This is a genomic window from Sorangium sp. So ce185 (assembly GCF_051526825.1).
Lineage (GTDB): Bacteria > Myxococcota_A > Polyangia > Polyangiales > Polyangiaceae > Sorangium > Sorangium cellulosum_D.
Genome location: NZ_CP150316.1, coordinates 820,391 through 842,477, shown reverse-complemented (window position 1 = coordinate 842,477; position 22,087 = coordinate 820,391). Strand labels below are relative to the sequence as shown.

At 74.3% G+C, this 22,087-nt stretch carries 17 protein-coding genes; 9 read left to right on the top strand and 8 right to left on the bottom strand.

Annotated features, from left to right (window positions below; translation table 11 throughout):
* Positions 1–182 precede the first annotated feature (182 nt).
* Positions 183–962 carry a glycosyltransferase gene (locus WMF26_RS03260; RefSeq protein ID WP_437999104.1) on the bottom strand — a complete coding sequence of 260 codons (780 nt, stop codon included), beginning with the start codon at positions 960–962 and terminating at the stop codon, positions 183–185.
* 122 nt (positions 963–1,084) lie between these two features.
* On the opposite strand from WMF26_RS03260, the gene WMF26_RS03255 reads away from it, so the two are divergent.
* Entirely contained in the window at positions 1,085–1,660 is a 576-nt protein-coding gene (locus tag WMF26_RS03255) for a hypothetical protein (protein WP_061628621.1), read from the top strand.
* A 66-nt stretch (positions 1,661–1,726) separates the two neighbouring features.
* On the opposite strand, the gene WMF26_RS03250 is transcribed toward WMF26_RS03255, so the two are convergent.
* Both WMF26_RS03250 and WMF26_RS03245 read right to left on the bottom strand, forming a co-directional pair.
* Positions 1,727–2,164 carry a rhodanese-like domain-containing protein gene (locus WMF26_RS03250; protein WP_061628622.1) on the bottom strand — a complete coding sequence of 146 codons (438 nt, stop codon included), beginning with the start codon at positions 2,162–2,164 and terminating at the stop codon, positions 1,727–1,729.
* A 32-nt stretch (positions 2,165–2,196) separates the two neighbouring features.
* A complete protein-coding gene (locus WMF26_RS03245; RefSeq protein WP_437335749.1) occupies positions 2,197–3,420 on the bottom strand; it encodes a DUF1015 domain-containing protein in 1,224 nt (407 codons plus the stop codon).
* Between the two features lie 207 nt (positions 3,421–3,627).
* Between WMF26_RS03245 and WMF26_RS03240 the strand changes: the two genes are divergently transcribed.
* The 3 genes from WMF26_RS03240 (at position 3,628) to WMF26_RS03230 (ending at position 7,536) form a co-directional block, all read left to right on the top strand.
* Complete coding sequence (locus WMF26_RS03240) at positions 3,628–5,286, top strand: helix-turn-helix domain-containing protein (protein WP_437999103.1); 1,659 nt, start codon at positions 3,628–3,630, stop codon at positions 5,284–5,286.
* Complete coding sequence (locus WMF26_RS03235; protein WP_437999102.1) at positions 5,279–6,820, top strand: glycosyltransferase family 39 protein; 1,542 nt, start codon at positions 5,279–5,281, stop codon at positions 6,818–6,820. Before WMF26_RS03240 ends, WMF26_RS03235 begins: the two co-directional genes overlap by 8 nt.
* A gap of 203 nt (positions 6,821–7,023) precedes the next feature.
* Positions 7,024–7,536 (top strand): hypothetical protein, encoded by a 513-nt coding sequence (locus WMF26_RS03230; protein ID WP_437999101.1) that lies wholly within the window; start codon positions 7,024–7,026, stop codon positions 7,534–7,536.
* Between the two features lie 106 nt (positions 7,537–7,642).
* Here the strand turns inward: WMF26_RS03230 and WMF26_RS03225 are convergent, their stop codons facing one another.
* Positions 7,643–8,641 (bottom strand): OmpA family protein, encoded by a 999-nt coding sequence (locus tag WMF26_RS03225; protein ID WP_437999100.1) that lies wholly within the window; start codon positions 8,639–8,641, stop codon positions 7,643–7,645.
* Positions 8,642–8,757: 116 nt separating this feature from the next.
* On the opposite strand from WMF26_RS03225, the gene WMF26_RS03220 reads away from it, so the two are divergent.
* The 3 genes from WMF26_RS03220 to WMF26_RS03210 all read left to right on the top strand — a co-directional run bounded on the left by WMF26_RS03220 (position 8,758) and on the right by WMF26_RS03210 (position 12,469).
* On the top strand, positions 8,758–9,738 hold the full coding sequence (locus WMF26_RS03220) for a LysM peptidoglycan-binding domain-containing protein (RefSeq protein WP_437999099.1): 981 nt from the start codon (positions 8,758–8,760) through the stop codon (positions 9,736–9,738).
* Positions 9,735–10,982, top strand: coding sequence for a serine/threonine-protein kinase (locus WMF26_RS03215; protein ID WP_437999098.1), 1,248 nt, complete (start codon positions 9,735–9,737; stop codon positions 10,980–10,982). The genes WMF26_RS03220 and WMF26_RS03215 overlap by 4 nt, the downstream gene beginning before the upstream one ends.
* A gap of 62 nt (positions 10,983–11,044) precedes the next feature.
* A complete protein-coding gene (locus WMF26_RS03210) occupies positions 11,045–12,469 on the top strand; it encodes a choice-of-anchor D domain-containing protein (protein ID WP_437999097.1) in 1,425 nt (474 codons plus the stop codon).
* A 31-nt stretch (positions 12,470–12,500) separates the two neighbouring features.
* On the opposite strand, the gene ftsH is transcribed toward WMF26_RS03210, so the two are convergent.
* The gene (gene ftsH, locus WMF26_RS03205; RefSeq protein WP_437999096.1) at positions 12,501–14,360 is read right to left on the bottom strand and encodes an ATP-dependent zinc metalloprotease FtsH; all 1,860 of its coding nucleotides are present in this window, start codon (positions 14,358–14,360) and stop codon (positions 12,501–12,503) included.
* A gap of 264 nt (positions 14,361–14,624) precedes the next feature.
* Between ftsH and WMF26_RS03200 the strand changes: the two genes are divergently transcribed.
* Complete coding sequence (locus tag WMF26_RS03200) at positions 14,625–15,569, top strand: DUF58 domain-containing protein (RefSeq protein ID WP_061621654.1); 945 nt, start codon at positions 14,625–14,627, stop codon at positions 15,567–15,569.
* Positions 15,566–17,677 carry a VWA domain-containing protein gene (locus WMF26_RS03195; protein ID WP_437999095.1) on the top strand — a complete coding sequence of 704 codons (2,112 nt, stop codon included), beginning with the start codon at positions 15,566–15,568 and terminating at the stop codon, positions 17,675–17,677. Before WMF26_RS03200 ends, WMF26_RS03195 begins: the two co-directional genes overlap by 4 nt.
* 72 nt (positions 17,678–17,749) lie before the next feature.
* Here the strand turns inward: WMF26_RS03195 and panB are convergent, their stop codons facing one another.
* From panB to WMF26_RS03180, 3 genes are all read right to left on the bottom strand, one after another.
* Positions 17,750–18,697 carry a 3-methyl-2-oxobutanoate hydroxymethyltransferase gene (panB, locus tag WMF26_RS03190; RefSeq protein ID WP_061621593.1) on the bottom strand — a complete coding sequence of 316 codons (948 nt, stop codon included), beginning with the start codon at positions 18,695–18,697 and terminating at the stop codon, positions 17,750–17,752.
* Positions 18,698–18,889: 192 nt separating this feature from the next.
* Positions 18,890–19,519 (bottom strand): GNAT family N-acetyltransferase, encoded by a 630-nt coding sequence (locus WMF26_RS03185; RefSeq protein WP_437335739.1) that lies wholly within the window; start codon positions 19,517–19,519, stop codon positions 18,890–18,892.
* Positions 19,520–19,541: 22 nt separating this feature from the next.
* Positions 19,542–21,842: an HD domain-containing phosphohydrolase gene (locus tag WMF26_RS03180; protein WP_437999094.1), complete on the bottom strand. Its 2,301-nt coding sequence runs from the start codon at positions 21,840–21,842 to the stop codon at positions 19,542–19,544.
* Positions 21,843–22,087 lie beyond the last annotated feature (245 nt).

Genomic DNA, 22,087 nt, shown 5'->3' with positions numbered 1-22,087 from the left:
CCCGGATTCCAGATTCTAGACCAGGCGGCTCGGCTGATCGCCACGTCCGTCACCCCCCATGTTGAAGCATGGCTGCGGCGTCCGCGCCTGTGGGGTCCGCCGCGCCAAGCCGATGAGTCAGGTCGCCAGGCCGCTTTGCTATGGAACCTATGCGCGGATTGTCGACCTATTTGAGCGACGGCTCATGTCGATTCGACGAACTCCGACTCACGCGTTCCGTCCTGGCTTGGGCGATCTTTCGGCTTCCCTGATGAGCTCAGGCGGTGCCTTATGGCGTTCCTGGCGATCAGGAGAAGGATGGTGATCACGTGGCGCGCGCGGAGGCCGCTCGCCTCGCCGCGGTAGACGGGGCGCACGCTGACCTCGCGGACGCGGAGGCGGCGCGCCGCGAGCGCGGCGAGCAGGTCGTTCGGGTAGCCGTAGCGCGGCCAGAGGCCGTCGAGGTCGAGCGCGTCGATCGCGCGGGACGAGATCGCGGTGTACCCGCACTGGCTGTCGGAGAGGGCGTCGAGGCCCGCCGCGCGGCGGGTGAGCGCGGCGAGCGCCGCCGTGGCCGCGAGCCGCGGGAGGGGCATGACGCGGAAGACGTCGGGGTGCCGCAGCCGATCGCCCTTCACATAATCGGCTTCTCCCGAGACGATCGGGGCGACGACGCGCGGGAGGTCGCGCGGGTCCATCTGCCCGTCGCCGGCCATGACGGCGACGGCGGCGGCCCCGAGGGCGCGAGCGCGCCGGTAGCCGGAGACGATCGCCGCGCCGACGCCGCGGCACTCGGCGTGCACGACCACCTCGAGGCGCTCGTCCCCGGCCCCGCGCGCGAGCTCGGCCGTGCTGTCTCGGCTGGCATCGTCCACGACGATCACGTGGTCGACGAAGGCGGGGACAGCCCCCACCGCCTCGGCGATCCACCGGGCCTCGTCCCGCGCGGGGATGACCACTGCGACGCGCGCACCGTGGAGCACGCGGGTTCCTAGCGGAAGGCGCGGCCCTCGGCAACGCCGCTCGGCGCCGCGCCGCGCGCGGCGAGCCCGTGCGCGCCCGGGCGTGGTAGAGGGAGCGCGCTCCGCTCCACGCCGCTCCTGCCATGCACCGTCGCACCGCCATCGCCCTGGGGATCGCCGCCGCCGCGTGCGGGCTCACGGGCTTCACCGTCATGCGCCACCCCGGCGACACCACCCCCGAGGGGGCGTATCTCCGCCTCGCGAGCGCGCTCGGCCGCGGCGACGTCCGCCCCGCCTTCAGCGCCCTCGACGATGAAGCGCAGCGCGCCTGCCACGCGATCCGCGACCATCGACAGAAGGCGAGCGATCGGGTTCAGGCCAGCTATCCGGAGCCGGAGCGCTCGAAGCTGCTCGCGCTGTACAGGGCGCACGCCGAGGCGCCCGACGGCGCGGACGTCTGGGTCGAGATGGCGACGCGGCTCGGCTGGATCGCCCGCCTCCGCCGGGATCTCTCCGGCGTCGCGCGGGTCGAGGTCGACGGCGATCGCGCCGTCGTCGAGACCGCGCGGGGGACGCGCTACGTGTTCCGGCGGCGCGAGGGCGGCCTCTGGGGGCTGTCGATGTTCACCGCGGAGCTGCTCGCCGAGGCGGAGCGGGCCGCCCTCGACTGGGACGTCGTGGAGCGCGCGGCGCTCGATTACGATGGTTTGCGGCGATGACGACCGCGCGCGGCCGTGATCGCCGCGCGCGCGGTCGTCATCGCCTGCGGCGGCCCGCTGGGGCCGTCACCGGCCGGCCTTCTGCCGGAGCTCGGCGTAGGACGCGCCGGGCGTGGTCGTCGCGACGGGCAGCCCGGCGGGCCCCCACCCCTTCTCGGTGAGCGCGCCGAACGCGTCGCGCGGCCCCTCGAAGCCGGCGCGCTGATCGATGACGGCCGTGTAGCCGGCCGACACCATGGCCTCGGCCGCGCGCAGCGAGCGCTGTCCGGACCGGCAGCCCACGATGATCTTCGCGTCCTTGGGATAGAGGGAGCAGACAACGTCGAGGAAGTCCGGGTTGGGCTTCATGCCGCCGGCGGCGGCGTGCATGAGCGGCACGTTGTGCGCGCCGCTCGGGTGCCCGGCCGCATATTCCGGCTCGCTCCGGACATCGAGGTAGAGATACCCCTCCTCGTCGATGAGCTTCTTTGCCTGTTCGGGTGATACGCGCTTGATGTCCGCCATGGGCGCAGTCTACCCCTCGGGCGGCGCTGTCGTCAGAACGTATGGATGAAGAGCCCGCTGCGGAGCTTCGGCTCGAACCACGTGCTCTTCGGCGGCATGAGCAGCCCCGCGTCGCTGACCGCGAACAGCTCGCCGATCTGCGTCGGATAGAGGCGGATCGCCATCGTGAACGCGCCCGAGTCGACGCGCCGCTCGAGCTCGGCGACGCCGCGGATGCCGCCGACGAAATCGACGTGCTTGTCCCGGCGGGGGTCGCTGACGCCGAAGATCGGGCCGAGGATCTGGTCCTGGCAGATGGAGCAATCGAGCGAGGCCACCGGGTCGTTCGCGTCGAACGACCCCGGGCGGACCTTCGCGGTGAACCAGCGGCCGCCGAGGTAGAGCCCGAAGGCCCGCGGGCCGGCGGGGGCCGCGGCCGCGCCGTCCTGCGCCGGCGCCACGTCGAGCCGCTCGCCGAGGGCGGCGAGGATCGCCTCCGCGCTGCGGCCGGCGAGGTCTCGCACGACGCGGTTGTACGGCATGATGTTCATCTGGTCGTGCGGGAAGACCACGGCGAGGAAGACGTCGTGCTCGCCGCCGTCGCCGCGCAGCTTCCTGTGGACGCGCGCCGCCGCGGCGCTGCGGTGGTGGCCGTCGGCGACGTAGAGCGTCGGGATCGCCTGGAAGCGCTCCTCGAGGTCGGCGGTGGCCTCGCGGCCGAGGACCCAGAGCTTGTGCTCGACCCCGTCGGCGGTCGTGAAATCGTAGATGGGCGGCGACTGCGTGGCCGCCGCGACGGCGCGGTCGATGCCCGCGTCGGCGCGGTACGTGAGGAACACCGGCTCGTCGTGGGCGCCGAGCTCCTCGATGTGGCGGGTGCGGTCGTCCTCCTTGTCGGGCCGCGTCTTCTCGTGCTTCTTGATGACGTCCTGCTCGTACTCCGCGACCGAGGCGCAGCCGACGACGCCGATCTGCCGGTGATCGCCCATCTTCTGGGCGTAGAGGTAGAGGTGCGGCTCCGGGTCCTGCGCGAGATCGCCGCTGGCGATGAGGTCGGCGAGGTTCTGCGCGCCGCGGGCGTAGACGGCGTCGTCGTGCTCGTCCGTCCCTTCGGGCAGGTCGATCTCGGGCCGGGAGACGCGGAGGAAGCTGTGCAGGCCCCCGGCCGCGAGCGCGCGCGCCTCGGCGGTGGAGATGACGTCGTACGGCGGGCTGGCGACGCGGGCCGCGTGCGCCTGGGGAGGTCGGTAAGCGCGGAAGGGTCGGACGGTGGACACGGCGAGCGACTAGCCCAACGGCCGGGGCGCGTCGAGACGGCTCACGCGTCGGACGCCGGCGCGGCGAACAGACGTGCGCGCCCGCAGAGGCCCCGGCGACGTCGGCGCTGATGGCGGCGCGCGGCGCGTGCTAGGAGGGACACGCGCGCCCCGCGAGCAGCCCGCAGCCGCCCGACATCGCCCCCGCACGCCGCACGAAGAGGAACCTTGTCCAGCTCCGGTGAGTCCTACCCTCCGTCGCGCTTCTCGACCCTCCCGCCCGGCTCGTCGGACGACGACCTCGCCCTGCCGGGCGAGCTCCCCTCGTTCTCCAGCTCGCGATCCCGCCGGGTGATCGCCGTCGGCGGCGGCCGCGGGGGCGTCGGGAAGGCGACGCTCGCGGTCAACCTGGGCGTGTACTTCGCGCAGCTCGGGCGCGACGTGATCATCATCGACACCGACGCCTACAGCCCGGGGTTGCACGCGGCGCTCGGGATCGAGGCGCCGCCGCTCGTGACGCGCGAGGACATCGAGGAGGGCAAGGCCGAGCCGATCGCGACCACGGTGCCCGGGCTCCGGCTCGTCCCGACCGCGTACGACCCGATGACGGCCACGCCGCTCCGGCCGAGCCGCGCCGCCTACTGGATGAAGATGATCCAGGAGCTCGACGTCGACTACGTCATCGTCAGCCTCGGCGCGGCGACCGGCTCCTCGACGCTCGACCTCTTCCTGCACGCCGACGTCGGCATCTGCGTCACCACGCCCGAGCCGCTCGCGGTCGAGCACTCCTACCGCTTCTGCCGCGCGCTCTACCAGCGCACCCTGCGCCGCGCGCTCATGAAGGAGCGCTTCAAGATCCGGCTCGTCGAGAAGGTGGCCTCGTCGCTCCCGGCGCTCGCGACGCCGCGCGACTTCATCATGGAGGTGAAGCGGTTCGACGAGGGGGTCGCGTCGCTCGCCGCCGCGCAGCTGCCGCGGGTGAAGCCGCACCTCGTCGTCAGCCAGACGCGGCACCGCTCGGACCTGGAGCTCGGCCCGGCGATGAGCGCCGTCTCGGATCGCTTCCTCGGCATCTCCCTCGATTACCTCGGGCACATCGAGCACGACGACGCGGTGTGGCTGACCGCGCGGCGCCGCCAGCCGCTGCTCATCGACAGCCCGACCTCGAAGAGCGCGCGCAACCTCGAGCGCGTGGCCCGGCGCATCCTCGCGCTGCTCGCCGCGCGCGACTCGCGCCCGGCCGAGGCGCACGCGCGCGCCCTGGCCGCCGCCTCGAAGAGCGCCGCGCCGGCCACCCTGTACGAGGCGCTCGGCCTGGCCCGGACGGCCGCCGACGACGAGATCCGGCGCGCCTACAAGCGGCAGCGCGACATCTACCGCGAGGGGAGCCTGCCGGTGGTCAGCGTGCTGAGCCCCGCGGTGCTCCAGAAGGAGCAGGCGCGCATCGAGGAGGCGCACGACACCCTGCTCGATCCCGTGCGCCGCCGCGCCTACGACCTCTCGACCTACCCGGACGACCCGCGCACGCCGCTCGGCCCGGCGCGCGCCGAGAACGCCGCCGCCGCGGCCGAGCTCGCGATGCTCCAGGCCGAGCTCGCGCGCGAGATCAACGCCGAGACGCAGTTCAGCGGCGCGCTCTTGCGCAAGGTGCGCGAGTCGCAGGGGGTCGAGCTCACCGACATCTCGCAGCGGACGAAGATCTCGCTCGCGCACCTCCAGGCGATCGAGAACGAGGCGATGGGCGACCTGCCGGCGCCCGTCTATGTCCATGGATTCGTTCAGGAAATCGCCAAGTTCCTGCGGCTCGATCCGGCCCAGGTGGCGAAGACCTACATGCGCCGCCTGCGCGAGATCTCCGCCGGAACACGCGCCAGGCAGCATGGCTGAGGCGGCGCGCGCCGGCGTCGAGGCCGCGCGCGCCGGCGCCGAGGCGGCGCGACCGGGCCGGGCGGCCTCGACGCCCCCGCGCGTGGGCGGGGAGGCGCCGGGCGCCGGCGGGGATCTCGCCTTCTCGGCGCTCGCGTTCGTGCTCGCGCTCCTGCCGCGGCTCTACGTGGCGATCGCGTGGGCGCGCGAGCCGGTGTGGGACGGCCATTATTACGACTTCGGCGCGCGCCGGATCGCCGCCGGCCTCGGCTACTCGGACGATCTCATCGTCGGCGGCCAGGCGGTGTGGCACCCGTGGTGCCACTACCCGGTCGGCTACAGCGGCTTCCTGGGCCTCATTTACAGGCTGTTCGGCGCCGGGCCGCACGTGGCGACCGTCGCGAACGCGGTGACCGGCGCGCTGCTCGTCGTCGTGGTCCATCGCCTCGCCCGGTACGCGACCACGCCGGCGCGCGCCCGCGCGGCGGCGCTCCTCGCGGCGCTCTCGCCGGGGCTCGTCCTCTACGCGGCGCTCGTGATGACCGAGCCGCTCGCGGCGCTCGGCCTGGTGACGGCGCCGTGGCTGCTCGCGCGCGACGCGGCCCGCGGGCGGCCGGTCCGCGGCGCGATCCTCGCGGGCGCGGCGCTCGGGCTGGCGACGCTGGTGCGGCCGCAGAGCCTGCTCTGCGCGCCGGCGTTCGCGCTGCTGGCGCGCGGCGGCGCCGGCGGGGCGCGGGCCGCGTGGCGGCGCGGCGCGCTCGCGGCGGCGCTCGCGACCGCGACGGCGCTCGCCGTGGTGGCGCCGTGGACGATCCGGAACTGCCGCGTGATGGACGGCTGCGCGCTCGTCTCCACGAACGGCGGCTGGAACCTCGCCATCGGCGCGTTCCCGCGCGCGACGGGCCGCTTCGAGACGCTGCGCGCCGGCGACGGCTGCCCGATCGCGCGCGGGCAGGTGGCGCAGGACCGCTGCTGGATGGCCGAGGGGCTACGGTGGATCAAGAACGATCCATCCCGCTGGCTGGGCCTGATTCCGAAGAAGCTGGGCTTCACGTTCGATCACGAGTCGTTCCCGGTCGGGTACCTGGGCGAGGCGAACCCGGCGGCGTGGCCCGAGGGGCGGCGCGCGGCGTGGCGCCGCGTGCTCACGACGTCGCACCTCGCCTTGCTCTCCGTCGCGGGGCTCGGGGTGGTGGCGCTGCCGCGCCCGAGGCCGTGGCGGGCGCTCGTCGCGCAGCTGCTTTCGCTCGCGGCGGTGCTGGGGCTGGTCGCGTGGGGGGTGGTCGGGGACGAGCACGCGTTCTGGCCGCTCGCGGTGGCGATCCCGCTCCTCGCGGCGCTGCCGCTGCCGGGCCGGCCCGCGAACGGGGGCGTCGTCGGCTACCTCGCGTTCGCGGTCGCCTCGGTGGCGCTGACGCACGCGGTGTTCTTCGGCGAGGATCGGTATCACATGGTCGTGACCCCGGCGCTGAGCATCCTGGCGGCGTGCGCGCTGCGGCGCGGGGAGACGACGCGCGAAGCAGGGCAGCCGGCGGCAGACCGCAAGATGGGTTGAGGCTTGCGGCAAGCCCGATGCATTGAATACGGGCTTCGCCGCGCGCTCGTTCTGTCCAGCTCAGGAAGGACGACAACAAGCCGTTTAGCTGGCCCGCCTATCTGACCGTCTCGCGCGATCAGCACCGCTGTCAGGCGGGCCTGCTCGTCGTCGCGCCCGACCCCCTCGTCGCGGACTGGTGCGCGCAGCCGATCGAGATCGGCGTGCCCGGCTTCGTCCTGCGTCCGCCCGTGCTCCGTCGCAGCAACGTTCCGGTCGTGACGGACCCGGCGGAAGCGGTCCGTCGACCGGAGCTGGGGGTGCTCTCCGCAATGGCCCACGGCGAGACGGAGCAAGGCGCAACGATCGCCAGCGCCGTGCTGCCCGCGATCGAGGGGCTCGATGACGAACGCGCCCGGCTCTACTACGATCTCCTGTACAATTCCCTGAACGAGGCGGCCCGCCGGGCGCTGGAGGCGATGATGAAGGGCTACGAATACCAGAGCGATTTCGCGAAGAAATACGTCGCCCAGGGTCGTGACGAGGGACGCATCGAGGGGCGCGTCGAAGAAGCGGTGCGCGCCCTGTTGAGCGTGCTCCGGGCTCGTGGCATCGCGGTGCCAGACGCCGCACGCGAGCGCATCGTCGCCCAGAAGGACCCGGAGCGCCTCGAGCGCTGGATCGAGAAGGCCGTCACCGCGGCCGCGCTCGCCGACGTGCTCGACGATCCGAGTTGAGGACGGCCAGGCACCGGCCTCACCCCGCCGCCGGCTCCGACGACGCGCACAGCCTCGACGCGGTGCGCGCCGGGACGCCGGTCACAGAGCGAGATTCTCGCGCCCCTCAGGGCGTCGCTGCCGCCCCCGCCTCGCCGGGCGCCTTCCCCGCCCCTTCCGGCTCGGCCTGCAGGACGATCTCGATGCGCCGGTTCTTCGCCCGCCCTTCCTCCGAGGCGTTCGGCGCCACCGGGGCGAACTCCCCGCCTCCGGCCGCGGACAGGCGCTGAGGCGACACCCCGCCCTCGATGAGCACCTCGACGACCGCCACCGCGCGCGCCGTCGAGACGTCCCAGCTCGACGCGCGCTTCGCGCCCCTCGCCTTCCGGTCGTCCGTGTGCCCCACGACCTGGAACCGGTGATCCGCCATCGTCCGGAGCGCCCCCGCGACCTCGGCCAGGAGCTTCCGCCCAGCCGGCTTGACCTCGGTCTTCGCGCCGTCGAACAGCGCGTCGCTCGAGATCTCGAGCAGCGGCAGCCCGCCGCGGATCCCGACGCGGACCTTCCCGCCGTCCACCGTCGCCTGGAGCCGGCTCGCGACGTCGCGCATCCGCGCCGCGCGCGCCTCGGCCGCCGCCTGGTGGCGGCGCAGATCGTCGACCCTGGCCCGCGCCTCGGCGAGCTCCGCCGACAGGCTGCCGCGCTCGTTCGCGAGCTGTCCCACGCTCTGCCCGGCGCTCCGGAGCCGCGCCGACAGCTCCTCGTTCATCGCGGCCAGCTCGTCCAGCCGCCGCGCGAGACCGGCCTCGGTCGTCGTCACCTCGGACAGCCGGAGATCGCGCGCCCGGAGATCGTCCGCGAGCCGCGAGAGCTCCGCCTCGATCGCGGCGGCCTGCGCCGACCGCTGCGCCGCCTCGGCGCGGGCGAGCTCGGCCTCGGCGCGCGCCCGCTCTCCCGCCTCGCGCTCTTTCTGGATCTCCGCGCGCGCCTGGTCGTACAGGTCCTGCCGGACGAGGCAGCCCGGCGTCGCCAGACCGATCAGGGCGGCCGTGAGGAGCCTCGCCGCGGCGGGCAAGCGCCGCGACATCCACGCCGGGATTCTACCGGCCGTCGTCGTGGTGTTCATGCGTCGCGCGCACTCTGGCACGAAACCGCCGGCGCGACGAAATCGCGGCGAACGTCCCGCGGCCGCCCCCGAACGAGCCGTCCCACCCCGGGCGATCCCCTGGTACCCTCGCCGGCGTGAGCTCTCGGCGAACTTGGTTATCCGCGGGCGCCCTGGCCGCGACGACGCTGGTAGCCAGCGCCGCGGCGGCGTTCCCGCACGTCGTCCGCGAGGGAGAGACCCTCGCGCAGATCGCGGAGCGCACCTACGGGCGCGTGCAGATGGAGCAGGTGCTCGTCGCCGCCAACGCGCTCGACGCCGGCGCCGGCGTGCCGATCATGCCCGGCCTGCGGCTGGAGGTGCCCGCGCTCGGCCACCACCGCGTCACCGCCGGCGAGACCTGGACGATCCTCGCGGAGCGCCTGCTCGGCGCCGCCGACCGCAGCGACGTCCTCGCCCTCTCGAACGACACGATGCCCTGGATCGAGCCGACCGACGGGCAGGAGATCATCGTGCCGTACAACCTCCGGTACGTCGTCGGACAGCACGACACGCTGCTCACCATCGCCTATCGCTTCCTCGGCAAGCGGGACAAGGCGTGGATGCTCCACAAGTACAACCACTTCAAGAAGGACACGCTGCACCGCGGCATGGTGATCCTCGTGCCGCTCACGGATCTGCCGCTCACGACCCAGGGCAAGGCCGAGGCCGCGAGCGCCGGCGCGCTCGTGCGCTCCGAGGGGGCGGGCCGCGCGCGCGAGGCCCAGCGACGGGTCGACGCCGAGTTGCCGCAGCTCGCGAGCGACGTGCGGAGCGGCCGCTACATCGACGCGGTGGCGCGGGCGAGCCGGCTGCTCGGCTACGGCGATCTCGCCCGGATGCAGATCGCCACGCTGCACCGCCACCTGCTCGAGGCCTACGTCGCGCTCGACGCGACCGGGCTCGCCGAGACCGCCTGCGCCGCGTGGCGCGAGCACGATCCGACCGCGCGGCTCGACCCGATCGAGCTCAGCCCGAAGATCGTGCGCGCCTGCACCTCGTTCACCGAGCAGCACCTCCGGCTGCCTCCGCCGGACCCGGCGCCCGCGGACGCCGTGGACGCGGGTGGTGCGCGGTGACCTCGCCGCTGCCGGCGCCCGATCGCCTGGCCCCCGGGCACCGAATCGCGTCGCGGTACACCGTGGAGTCGGTCGTCGGCGAGGGCTCCTCCGGCGTCGTCTACCGCGCCGCCCGCGACGAGGACGGCCAGCGCGTCGCGCTCAAGGTGATCCACCGGCACCTCTCCGGCGCGCCGCAGATCTTCCGGCGCTACCACCGGGAAGCCGCCATCCTGAAGCGCCTCGAGGGCCCGCACGTCGTCCGGATGCTCGACTTCGTCGAGGAGGGCGGGCTGCTCATGATCGCGCTGGAGCACATCGACGGCAGCTCGCTGGAGGAGCTCCTGCGGGAGCACGTGCCGATCGAGGTCGACCGGGCGATCGAGATCGCCCTCCAGATCTGCGCCGCGCTGGAGACCGCGCACGCGGCGGGCGTGGTGCATCGCGATCTGAAGCCGGCCAACGTGCTCATCGAGCGCCCGGGCGCGCCGCCGTCGTCCGCGCCCGGCGGCGGCGCGCCGTCGCCGCTCGGGGGCCGCGTCCGCGTTGTCGACTTCGGGCTCGCGAAGGTGGTGCACGGCGACCTGATGACGACCGGGCTCACCGAGCAGGGCATGATCTTCGGGACGCCGGAGTACATGGCGCCGGAGCAGGTGCGCGGCGAGGACGTCGATCCGCGCTGCGACATCTACGCGCTCGGCTGCATCCTCTACGAGATGGTGGTCGGCGCCGTGCCGTTCAGCAAACGGACGCCCATCGCCGTCATGACGGCGCATATCACCGAGCAGCCGCCCCCGCCGCGCTCCGGCAAGCGCGACGGGCTCATCTCGGCCGGCCTGGAGGCCGTCATCCTGAGGGCCCTCGCCAAGGACCCGGCCGCGCGGCACCCGAGCGCCCGGGCCTTCGCCGACGCCCTGCGCGCCTGCCGCGAGCGGCGCGTCGTGGGCCACACCCCCACGAGCCTCGCGGACGCCATCTCGATCACCGAGCTCGGGCTCGAGCGCACCGGCCTGGACTACGCCGCGAAGCCCCAGAACGACGCTTCCACCGCGGACGTCGCTCCCGCGGTTCCGCCCCGGGAGCGCCAGGGGATCGGCGCGCTGCCCCCGGGCCGAGCCGCGGCGCGCGGCGACGCGCTCGGCGGCCGCGCGGCGGCCGCGGCGACGCCGGAGCGCGCCTCGCGCGAGCGACTCCTCTGGACCGTGGTGGCCATTCTCTGCGCGGCCGCTGGCATCGTGGTCGGCACGCTGTTCGGGGCACGTTAGCGGCGCTGTACCCCTGGAATGCCGCTATGGCGTGGAGCGCGCGGATCGTGGTAATCGCTATCATGCGTTCTCTGCTGTCCGGCGACGCTGCTCTCGAGGCCTCCCGCCCCGCCCGGCCCCGGCGCGCGCTCCCCTGCGCCGCCGCCGCGCTCACCCTCCTCGCCCCCGCGGCCGCGTCGGCCTACGACTCGCTGGCTGCGCCGTGCGCCGACGACCCGTTCTATTGCGAGCGGGGCGCGGTCACCTTCCAGCGCAGAGACGGAATCCCGCTCGAGCTCGACTTCGATACGGGCTGGGTCCCTCCGGGCTCGCCGTTGCAGGTGAACCTCCGGGCCGCGGTGTACGCGAACACGCAGGTCTCGCTGAGCGGGGCGCTCGAGGCGTCGTGGCCAGAGGCGCTCGCGCTCGCGGCCCCCGGCGACCAGGGCGGAGGCACGTTCAGCTGCGACTACGGGCTCGACGTCAGCGCGGAGGGGCGCGTCAGCATCTCCGTCCTCGGCCAGGACTTCGAGTGGACGGGCGATATCCCTTATGTGCCCCAGATCGACTTCCAGGTGCACGAGAGCGAATCGTTCGACGCCTGGGGCTGGGAGCCGGGCGTCGCGATGGCCAGCTCGACCGCGCCGCAGCGGCTCGCGGCCGTCTCCCTCGGCGACCTCATCGGCGGCTCGATCCCCGGCATCGACGGGAGGTTCGAGCTCGACGTCGCCATGGATGTCGACGCTCGCTACGTGACCCACCGCGTGGCCGTCGAGACGCTCGATCAGGCGACGGTGAGCGGGGGCGACATCACGAAGGAGCGCAGCGCCTCGTTCACGGAGTACCTGGGCGGCCCGTCGGTCGAGCTCAACGTGCGCCCCGAGGGCTCGGTGCGCTACGAGGGCACGCTCCACCTCATCCCCGCGTTCAGCGTCAGCCTGCTCGGCCGCGAGTGGTCGATCCCGATCGCCGACATCCCGCTCGACTTCCCGCTCACCGAGCGGGCGTGGATCTTCGAGAGCGAGCGCGTCCACGTGCCGCTCCCGGATCTCGCGCTGGACACGCGGGAGATCGACTTCGGCCCGGTCGAGGTCGGGCAGGCCAACGTGGAGATCGTCCAGCTGTCGAACGCAGGCGAGGCGCTGCTCGACGTCGCCGTGGAGACCGACGATCCGGAGAGCTTCGAGCTCGCCGACGAGGCGCTCGAGATCGACCCCGAGACGGCGGTCGACTTCGCGATCCGCTTCGCGCCGAAGGCGGGCGGCGCGTTCGCGGCGACCGTCCGCGTCGCGTCGAACGACCCGAGCGATCCGGTGCAGGAGATCACGGTGCGCGGGATCGGCGTCGCGCCGCCGGACGACGGTCCGGACGGCGGCGAGCTCGCGGAAGAGGACGGCGGCTGCGGCTGCCGCGCCGCCGGGGGCGCGGGCGACCGGGCGTGGGCGGCCGCCGGGCTGTCGCTCGCCGCGCTCGCGGGCGGCCTCAGGCGACGGCGCCGCGCGGCCTGAGGCACGGGCCCAGCGCCGCGGGGCGCGCGCCTCAGGCCGCGCTCGGCGACCCCACGGAGATCTTCCGGCGCGTCGACACGGTCGCGATCTGCTCCAGCTCCTCGCCGCGCAGCGTCTCCTTGAGCACGAGCGCCTCCGCGGCGGCCTCGAGGCCCTCGCGGCGATCGACGAGCAGCTGCTTGGCCTTCAGGTACATCTCGCCGAGCCGCTCCCTCACCTCCTCGTCGACCTCGCGCGCGGTCTCCTCGCTGCACGTGCGCTCCTCCTGGATCACGCCGAGCATGGGCGCGCCGACGTTGCGCGACAGCGCGGGCAGCCCGAGGCGCCGGCTCATCCCGAGGCGGGTCACCATCTCGCGGACGAGCGCCGTGGCCCGCCCGAGATCGTCGTGCGCGCCGCTCGAGACCTGGCCCAGCGCGATCTCCTCCGCCGCCCTGCCGCCGAGCATCACCGTGACGCGCGACTCGAGCTCCTGCTCGGTGACCAGCTGGCGCTCGCCGCGCGGCACCTGGATCGTGACGCCGAGCGCGCCGATCGTGCGCGCCACGATCGACACCCGCTCCACCGGATCGGCGGCCGGCAGCGCGAGCGCGACGAGCGCGTGCCCGGCCTCGTGGTAGGCCACGCGCCGCCGCTCCTCCGCGGTCATGATCTGCCCGCGGCGCCGGAGGCCGAGCTGCGACCGGTCGAGCGCCTCGTCGACGTCGGCCTGGCCGATCTCGCTCGCGCCGCGCCGCGCCCCGGCGAGCGCCGCCTCGTTGACGATCTTGGCGAGGTCGGCCCCGACCATGCCCGGCGTGCGGCGCGCCACGAGCCCGAGGTCGACGTCCTTCGCGAGCGGCACCCGCCGCGCGTGCACGGCGAGGATCGCCTCGCGCCCCTGCAGATCGGGGCGATCCACGATGACCTGGCGGTCGAAGCGCCCGGGCCGCAAGAGGGCCGGATCGAGCACCTCGGGCCGGTTGGTGGCGGCCATCAGGATCACGGTGGTGCGCGCGTCGAAGCCGTCCAGCTCGGCGAGGAGCTGGTGGAGCGTCTGCTCGCGCTCGTCGTGGGTCGACAGGGCGCTGAGGCCGCCCCGGGTCCTGCCCACGGCGTCGATCTCGTCGATGAACACGATGCTGGGCGCGCTCTTGCGCGCCTCCTCGAAGAGCTCGCGCACGCGCGCGGCCCCGAGCCCGACGAACATCTCGACGAACTCGCTCGCGTTCAGCGAGAAGAACGGCACGTCCGCCTCGCCCGCCACGGCGCGCGCGAGCAGCGTCTTGCCGGTGCCGGGCGGCCCGACGAGCAACAGGCCGCGCGGGATCCGGCCGCCGAGCGACCGGTACCGCGACGGCTCCTTCAGGAAGTCGACGACCTCGACGAGCTCGTCCTTGGCCTCGTCGACCCCCGCGACGTCGGAGAAGCGCACCGGCTCCTGCTTGGAGCGGTCGTAGACCTTCGCCTTGCTGCGCAGGAACCCGAGCGGCCCGCCGGCCCCCTGCCCCGCCCGGCGCAGCATCATGAAGAACGCCGCGTTGAGGAGCAGGAGCGGCAGGAGCCAGATCGCCGCCTGCGCCCACGCCCCGGACCGGGCGCTCTGCGCCTGGATGCGGACCTGCTGATCGAGCAGCGCCCGCACGAGCGGCTCGTCCTCGACGCCGGGCAGCCGCGTCGCGCGGACGTGCTCCTCGGTCCGCTGCGCGCCGGCGTGGCGGACGAGCTCGATCTCGTCGGGCTTCACGACCGCCGCGCCGACCTCCCCGCGCCGCACCGCGGCGACCGCCTCGTCGTAGGGCACGAGCGGGGGCCCCGGCGGCTTGACGATCCCGGAAAAGACCAGGATCGCGGCGGCGATCAGCAGGTACCCGAGCCACGTGCGCGACACCGGCCTTTTCTCGTCAGCCATTCCATGGAGCTGATGTGTGGCGGGCGTCGCCACGGCAAGCCCCGGGCCCCGGAAGAACCGGAAATCACACGGTAAAGCGGCGCGGGACGGGCGCCCGGCCGGGAGCCGCCTGGCCGCGCCTCACGGCGCCTCCACCGCCCGGCTCCGCGCCTCCACCGCGCTTCTGCCGCCGGTCTCACCGCTCGGCCACCGCTCGCCGCCGCTCGCCACCGTACGATTGCCGCCGGGTGATCGCCCCCGGGATCCAGGCTAAGAAGCGCCCTTGTGCCGCTCGCTTCCGACCGCGCCTCGCTCGCCGCGTTCCCCATCGACTGGGGCGGGCTCGCCCCGCTCCGCCTCAAGTCGCGCGCCGTCGCCGAGGGCGTCTACGCCGGCATGCACCGGAGCATCCGCAAGGGCGCCGGCGTCGAGTTCGGCGGGCAGCGGCCCTACGTGCCCGGCGACGATCTCCGCTTCTTCGATCGGCGCGCCCTGCTCCGCCACGATCGCCTCATGGTGCGCGAGTTCGAGACCGAGACCGACCGCGCCCTCTGGCTGTGCGTCGACGCGACCGCCTCGATGTCCTACCGCGGCCGGCGCGCGCCCGGCGCCAAGCTCGCCTACGCGGCGCTCATCGCCGCGGCCATGGCCCGCGTCGCGCTCGCCACCGGCGACCCGGTGGGGCTCGCGTGGCTCGGCGGCGCCGGCACGCACGGCCTGCCCGCCATGGCGGGGCGCGAGGCGTTCGAGCGGATCGTGGGCGCCCTCGAGGCCACCTCCGCCGCCCAGGACTGGAGCGGCGACGCGGGCGCCATCGAGCGCGCGCTCGCGCCCGTCGCGAAGAAGGCCCGCCGCGGCGCCGTCGTCCTGCTCATCTCGGATCTGCTCGATCTCGCTCATGAATCGGGCGCGGAGCGCGCCCTCTCCGCGTTCACGCCGCTCAGCACCGGCGGCCGCACGCTGATCGCCCTCCAGGTCCTCGACCCGAGCGAGGCCGAGCTCGACTTCGAGGGCAACGTGCGCCTCCGCGCGCTCGAGGGCGGCGCCGTCGTGGAGGCCGACGCGGGCGCGGTCCGCGCGCAGTACAAGGCGCGCCTCGCCGCCCTCGCCGACGGCTGGGCGCGCGCGCTCGCGTCGCGCGGCGGCCGCCTGCTCCGCGCGACCAGCGCCGATCCCCCGACCGACGTCGTCCGCGCCCTGGTGCAGGCGATCGCCGAGGTGCGGCGATGAGCTTCGTCACGCTCGGCGCGCTGCTCGTCGCGCTCCTCGTCGGCGCGCCGATCGCCGCGCACCTCCTGCGCCGCCGCCGCGCCGAGGAGCGGCCGTTCCCGCCCGCGCGCCTGGTCCCGCCCACGCCGCCGACGGCGCGGCGACGGAGCCTCCTCGAGGACCGCGCCCTCTTCGCCACCCGGGCCGTGTCGGTGCTCGCGCTCGCGGTGCTCGGCGCCACGCCGCTCCTGCGCTGCACGCACCTGTCGCTGAGCCGCAGGGCCGGCGCGTCGGTCGCGCTCGCCATCGTCGTCGACGACTCGCTCAGCATGCGCGCGCGTCCGGGCGGCGACGGCGCGGAGCGCGCCGGCCCCTCGCGCTTCGAGCGCGCGCTCACGGCCGCGCGCGAGCTCGCCGGCGGGCTCGCGCCCGGCGACGCCGCGGCGCTCGTCCTCGCGGGCGCCCCGGCCCGCGTCGCCCTCGCGTCGACGACCAACCTCGCCGCCGTCGCCGACGCGCTCGACGCGGTGACGCCGTCGGACCGCGCCACCGACCTCGACGGCGCCCTCGATCTCGCGCGCGATCTGCTCCGGGGGCTGCCCCAGAGCGACAAGCGCATCGTGCTCCTCAGCGATCTCGCGGACGGCGCGCCCGGCGCGCCGCCCATCGCGGGCACCCCCGACATCGCCACGTGGGTGCCGCTCGAGGAGCTGGAGGCGGCGGGGCAGGACTGCGGGATCGTGCGCGCGGATCGATCCAGCCAGAAGGCGCGCATCCGCGTCGTCTGCACCGCCGCGCAGGCCGCCGCGCCCGGGCCCGACCTGCCCGCCGCGGAGCGCGACGGCGGCGCGGCGTCGCCGGCCGCCTCCGCCGCTCCTCCCGCCCCGACCGCGGGCGCGTCCGCCGCCGCGGGGCGGTCTCTCGAGGTGCGCGCCGGCGACGCGGTGATCGGCAAGGTCGCGCTCGATCCGGCGCTGCGCGCCGAGGAGCTCACGATCGACCTGCCCTCCGGGACGCCCGAGTTCTTGATCGCCGCGCTCACCGGCGGCGACGCGATCGCCGAGGACGACCGCGCGCCGATCATCTCTGCGGGCGGCCCGCTGTCGATCGCCGTCGTGGTCGACCCCGCGACCACGCACGTCGAGACGGGCGGCCCGCCGCCGCTGGAGCAGGCGCTCTCGGCGCTCGATCTCGACGCGCAGATCAGGCCGCTGCCCTCGGTCCCGGAGCACGCGGACGAGCTGGCCGCGCACGCGGGGCTCATCGTCGACGACGCGCCCGGCTTCACGCCCGAGGTGCGCCGCTCGCTCGCCGCGTGGGTCGAGCGCGGCGGCGTCGCGCTCCTCACGCTCGGCCAGCGCGCCGCCGCGGCGCCGCTCGGCGCCGGGTTCGAGCCGCTGGTGCCCGGCGTCGTCCGCTGGTCGGCGTCCCCGGCGCGCGGGGTGGATCCGGCCACGGCGGGCTGGCTCGGCCCGTCCGCGGCCAGCCTCGCCGACGTGGCCCCGCGCGGCCGGGCCACGCTTGGCGCCGAGGCGTCGGAGGGCGCCGAGGTGCTCGCGCGGTGGTCGGACGGCGCCCCGTTCCTCGTACGGCGCCCGCTCGGGCGCGGCGTCGTGCTGTTCATGACGCTGCCGCTCAGCACGGAGGAGAGCGACGTCGCGCTGCGGCCGGCGTTCCTCTCGCTGCTCGACGGGTTCGTCGGCGCCGCGCGCGCCCGCGGCGGCGCGCGGCGGCTCGCCGCGGGCGAGACGTGGACGTTCGACGGCTACCGCGACGTCAAGGTCGAGCGCGTGAAGGTCGACCGCGCCGAGGGGCCCGCGGGGCGCGAGGCGCTCTCCGTCGTGGAGGTCGAGCGGCGGCTGCGCGTCTCGCCCCCGCTCGCCGGGCTCTACGAGCTCACCCTCGACGACGAGCGCTCGACGCGCGTCGTCTCGGTCCCGGAGCGCGAGATCGATCTCCGCCCGCGGCGCGTCGCCGAGAGCGCCCGCGCGGCCGAGCTGGGCGGCATGTCGGCCTCGATCGACGGATCGCCGTATGTCGCGCTGCTGCTGCTCGCGCTGCTCGCGGCCGAGCTCCTGCTGCGCGCCCTCGGCGGGCGACGGGAGGCGGCGGAGCTCCGGGCGGGCTGAGGCCGGCGGCCTGCCCGCGGCGCGGCCGGCGCGCGTCAAACGCCGCACCGCCGCACCGCCGCACCGCCGCGCTCAGTGCGTCTGCCAGTGCGGGGGGATCTCGTCCGCCGGCGCGAACTCGGGCTTGGCCGGCGCGGCGGGCACGACGGCCGCTCGGCGGGGCCCGTTCGGCTTGAAGCTGTGCTCCGCGGCCGGGAACGTGCGCGACTGCACCTCGTCCACGTAGGCGCGCGTCGCCTCCACGATCTGATCGCCGACCTCGGCGAAGCGCTTCGCGAACTTCGGCGTCAGCTCGCGGAACATCCCGAGCAGGTCGTAGCAGACGAGCACCTGCCCGTCGCAGCCCGCCCCGGCGCCGATGCCGATCGTCGGCACGGAGACCGCCGCCGTCACCTCCTGCGCGAGATCCGGCGGGATGGCCTCGAGCACGATCGCGTAGGCGCCCGCCTCGTCGAGGATGCGCGCGTCGGCGATGAGGCGCTCGGCCGCCTCGTCGCCCTTGCCTTGCACCTTGAAGCCGCCCATCGCGTGCACCGACTGCGGCGTGAGCCCGAGGTGGCCCATCACCGGGATGCCCGCGGCGACGATCCGGCGCACGTGCTCCGCGATCTCGGCGCCCCCCTCGAGCTTGATGCTCTCGAAGCTGCCCTCCTTCATCATCCGCCCGGCGTTCTCGAGCGCGTGCATCGGAGAGAGCTGGAAGCTCATGAACGGCATGTCGCCCACGACGTGGGCGCGCCGCGCGCCCCGGGCCACCGCGCGCCCGTGATAACAGATCTCCTCGACCGTCACGGGGAGGGTCGTCGCGTGCCCTTGCACGACCATCCCGAGCGAGTCGCCGACGAGCAGCAGATCGGCGCCGCCCTCGTCGAGCAGCCGCGCCATCGTGAAGTCGTAGGCCGTCACCATCGCGATCGGCGAGACCCCTTTGCGGGCGCGGATCTCGGGGACCGTGACCTTCGTCGAGCGCTGCGCGGGCCTGCGCGCGCCGCCCCCACCATTGCCTTGCGGACCGTACATGTTCCTCCGGGTCGCGGCCGCACCTGCGGTCCACGCCTCCGGAGAGGCTAGGGCCGCGCCCGTTCCCGGGCAAGACGCGGCGCGCGCCGGCCGCGGCCTACCTGGTCACAATCCCCAAGCATCCTGGACACTTATCCACGACAGCAGCCGCGGCGGACGCAGGCGCGGCACGCCCGCTCTTGCGCCGGCCGCTCACCCGCGGCGGTGCCCGGCGCCGCCGGAGGGGAGCGCCGCTGCCGGCGCCCGCGACGCGCCCGGCGGCGCGGACCTCGGGTTCGTCAGCGCGGTCAGGACGTGGTCGCGCCAGGCGCCGTCGATGAACAGGTAATCGCGGGCGTACCCCTCGACGACGAAGCCGAGGCGCCGGAGCAGCCGGCCGCTGCGCTCGTTGTGCGGCAGGTAGTTCGCCATCACCCGGTGGAAGCCGAGCGCGTCGAACATGTACGCGATCGCCGCCTCGAGCGCCTCGAACATCACGCCCGCGCCCACGGCGCGCTGGTCGAGCGAGTAGCCGAGCGTCGCGGCCTGGAAGGCGCCGCGCACGAACTGGGTGAAGTTGCAGACCCCGATCACCTCGCCGTCGGGGGCGCCGCGCCACTGCAGCGCGAGCCGGAGCGCCCGATCGGCGGCGAAGTCGTCGTGATCGCGGAGGAGGCGCTCGCGCCAGAACGCCTCGGTGTAGAAGCCCTCGGGGCGGGGCGGATCCCACCGGGCGAGGTGCTCGCGGTTGCGCTCGAAATAGGCGAGGTAGCGGCCGGCGAAGTCGAGGGGCGGGAGGAGGAGGCGCAGCCGCGGGGTCTCGATGCAGACGGAGCTCTTCAACCCGGCCTCCCGCGCGGCGCGCCTACGACAGGGTCCCCTCGTCGAGGCGGCGCATCCCTTCGAGGAGCAGCGCCTCGGGCGAGGCGGTGATGCTGCGCGTGCTGGGCGAGAAGGTCGGGTCGAGGCGGAAGTCGCCCTCGCGCAGCGTGAGCATCCTGTAGAACGCGTCCTCGCCCTGCGCGCCGGCCCAGAGCGCGTGGACGACCTGCCCGTCGGCGAAGTGGATCTCGCCGGCCATGGAGTTCGCCTGGATCTTGAGCGCGCACGTCTTCCGGCCGTGCCAGAGGATCTGGATCATGTCCGGCAGGCCCATCTCGGCGAGCGAGCCGGACACGCCGCGCGGGGCGGCGGTCGAGGAGCGCCGCTCGATGAGCTGGCGGAGCTTGGCGGCCATGACGTCGGTCGACGCCGGCTTCGAGACGAAGTCGTCGACGCCGAGATCGAAGGCGCGCTGGGCGGTCTGCCGGTCGGTCTTCGCGGTGAGGATGACCCACGTCTTGTCGCGGCCGAAGCCGAGCTTCAGCGCGTCGGCGCGGAGCGCGAGGCCGGCGTCGGGCTCCTCGAGATCGATCTCGCTGACGACCACCTCGATGTCCTTCGTCTCGAGCTCGCGCCGCGCCTGCGCCACGTTGCGCGCGATCGAGACCTCGAACCCCTGCTCGAGGAGCCGCAGCTCGAGCACCGTCGTCTCCTCGGGATCCGGGTCGACGATGAGCGCCTGGTGCCGGTCGGAGAGGAGCTTCGCGCGCATGTCGTCGCCGGTCATGACCTGGCGGAAGAGGTCGACGATGTTCGGATCGAAGATGGTGCCGCGGTACTGGGCGAGCACGTCGCACGCCTCGGGCGGGCGGAGCGCCTTGCGGTAGGGGTTGCGCGGGTTCTGGGTGAGGTCGGCGTAGGTGTCCGCGACCGCGAGGATGCGCGCGCCGAGCGGGATCTCCTTGCCGGACAGGCCGTCGGGGAAGCCGCTGCCGTCGTAGCGCTCGTACATGAGGCTGATCGCGGAGACGACCTCCTGCGGCAGCCCCACCGACTCCATGAGGTGCGCGGGGAGGTCGACGCTCTTCGTCGCGGCGAGGCGGTGCCCCTCGTACTCGGCCACGTTGAGCGCGGTGAGGTGGTACGGGCCGTTCTTGCCGAGGTCGTGCAGGTACGCCGAGGCCACATAGCTCGCGACCGTCGTCGGCGGCAGGCCGATGCGCTCGCAGAGCTTGCGGACGATGCGCGCGACCGTGGAGGAGTGGCCCCGGAGGTCCTGGCGCGCGTTCTCGAGCAGGCTCACGAGGACGTTCAGCGTCTCGACGTACGCGTGGCTCGTGGTCGGGTGCGGCGGCGGCGGGGGCGCCGCGACCGGCACGGAGACCGGGGCGACCTGCGGCTGAGGGGGCGGCGAGGGCGGCACCGGCGTGGGCGGGGGGCCAGCCGGGGCCGCGCGCGGCGGCGCGGCGGGCCCCCGCATCACCGCCGGAGGCTGCGGCGTCGCGGCGAGCGGCGCAGGGATGGAGGCGAGCGCCGGCGGGCCGTGCATCGGCTGCGCGTGCGCCGGCTGCCCGTGCATCGTCGCCTGCCCGTGCATCGGCTGCGCGTGCATCGGCTGCCCGTGCATCGGCTGCCCGTGCATCGTCGCCTGCCCGTGCATCGTCGCCTGCGGATGCGCGGGCGTCGCGTGCGCCGGCTGGCCGTGCATCGTCGCCTGCGGGTGCATCGGCTGCGCAGCCGGCACGTGTGTCATCGACGTGCGATCGGGGATCGACGCGCGCTCGTACGTCATCGACGTACGCTCGAACGGATTGCTGTTGTTGTTGTAGAGGATCTCGTCGAACGAGCTGACCGGCCGCAGCAGCGAATTGAAGGCGGTCGTGTCGCCCCGGTAATGGTAGGCGATGGCCGCGCGCACCGCCGCCGGCCGGGCGACGATGGCGCGTACGTCCCGCACGCCCGCGGCCAGCCGGATCTCGTGCAGCGCGGCGTCGTTGTCGGGATCCGCGGTCGCGACCGACAGCGTCGTGTTCCGTTCGTCGAGCAGGACCGGAAAGACGCCGTGCAGCGTCGCGGTGATCGCCGAGACCTTGGCGAGCACGCGGGGCTCGATGATCGCCTTCGAGAGCTTCTCGGTCGAGACGAAGCGGGTGTTGTGGACGGTCGCGATGAACTTCAGGAGCTCGGCCTCGTTGACGATATCGAGCTCGATGATGGCGTCCTCGATGCGGCCGCGGGTCCGCATCGCGTACTCCACCGCGCGACGATGGTCGTCCGGGGTGATGCGCCCCTCGAGGACGAGGCGATCGGCAATCCGCTGGTTCAATCCTTGAACGGAAGCCATCGAAACCCTGATTCTACTCAGAAATTGGAGGTAGGCGCGCGCCCAAGAACCCTCGCGGAACGAAAGCACGCGGGGAAAGCTGGCCAGCCGCTCGCGGCGTATCCGCCATGGGGTGCGCTCGATGAATGAGAGCAGAGCTCGGAGCGGTGCGCGAGCCCCGTGAACATCCCGGCCAGCGCCGGTTGGCCCCCGAGGTCCCGCTCGACCCGACGCGCTGCTACGTGGCGATGAAGACTGACCCCGGG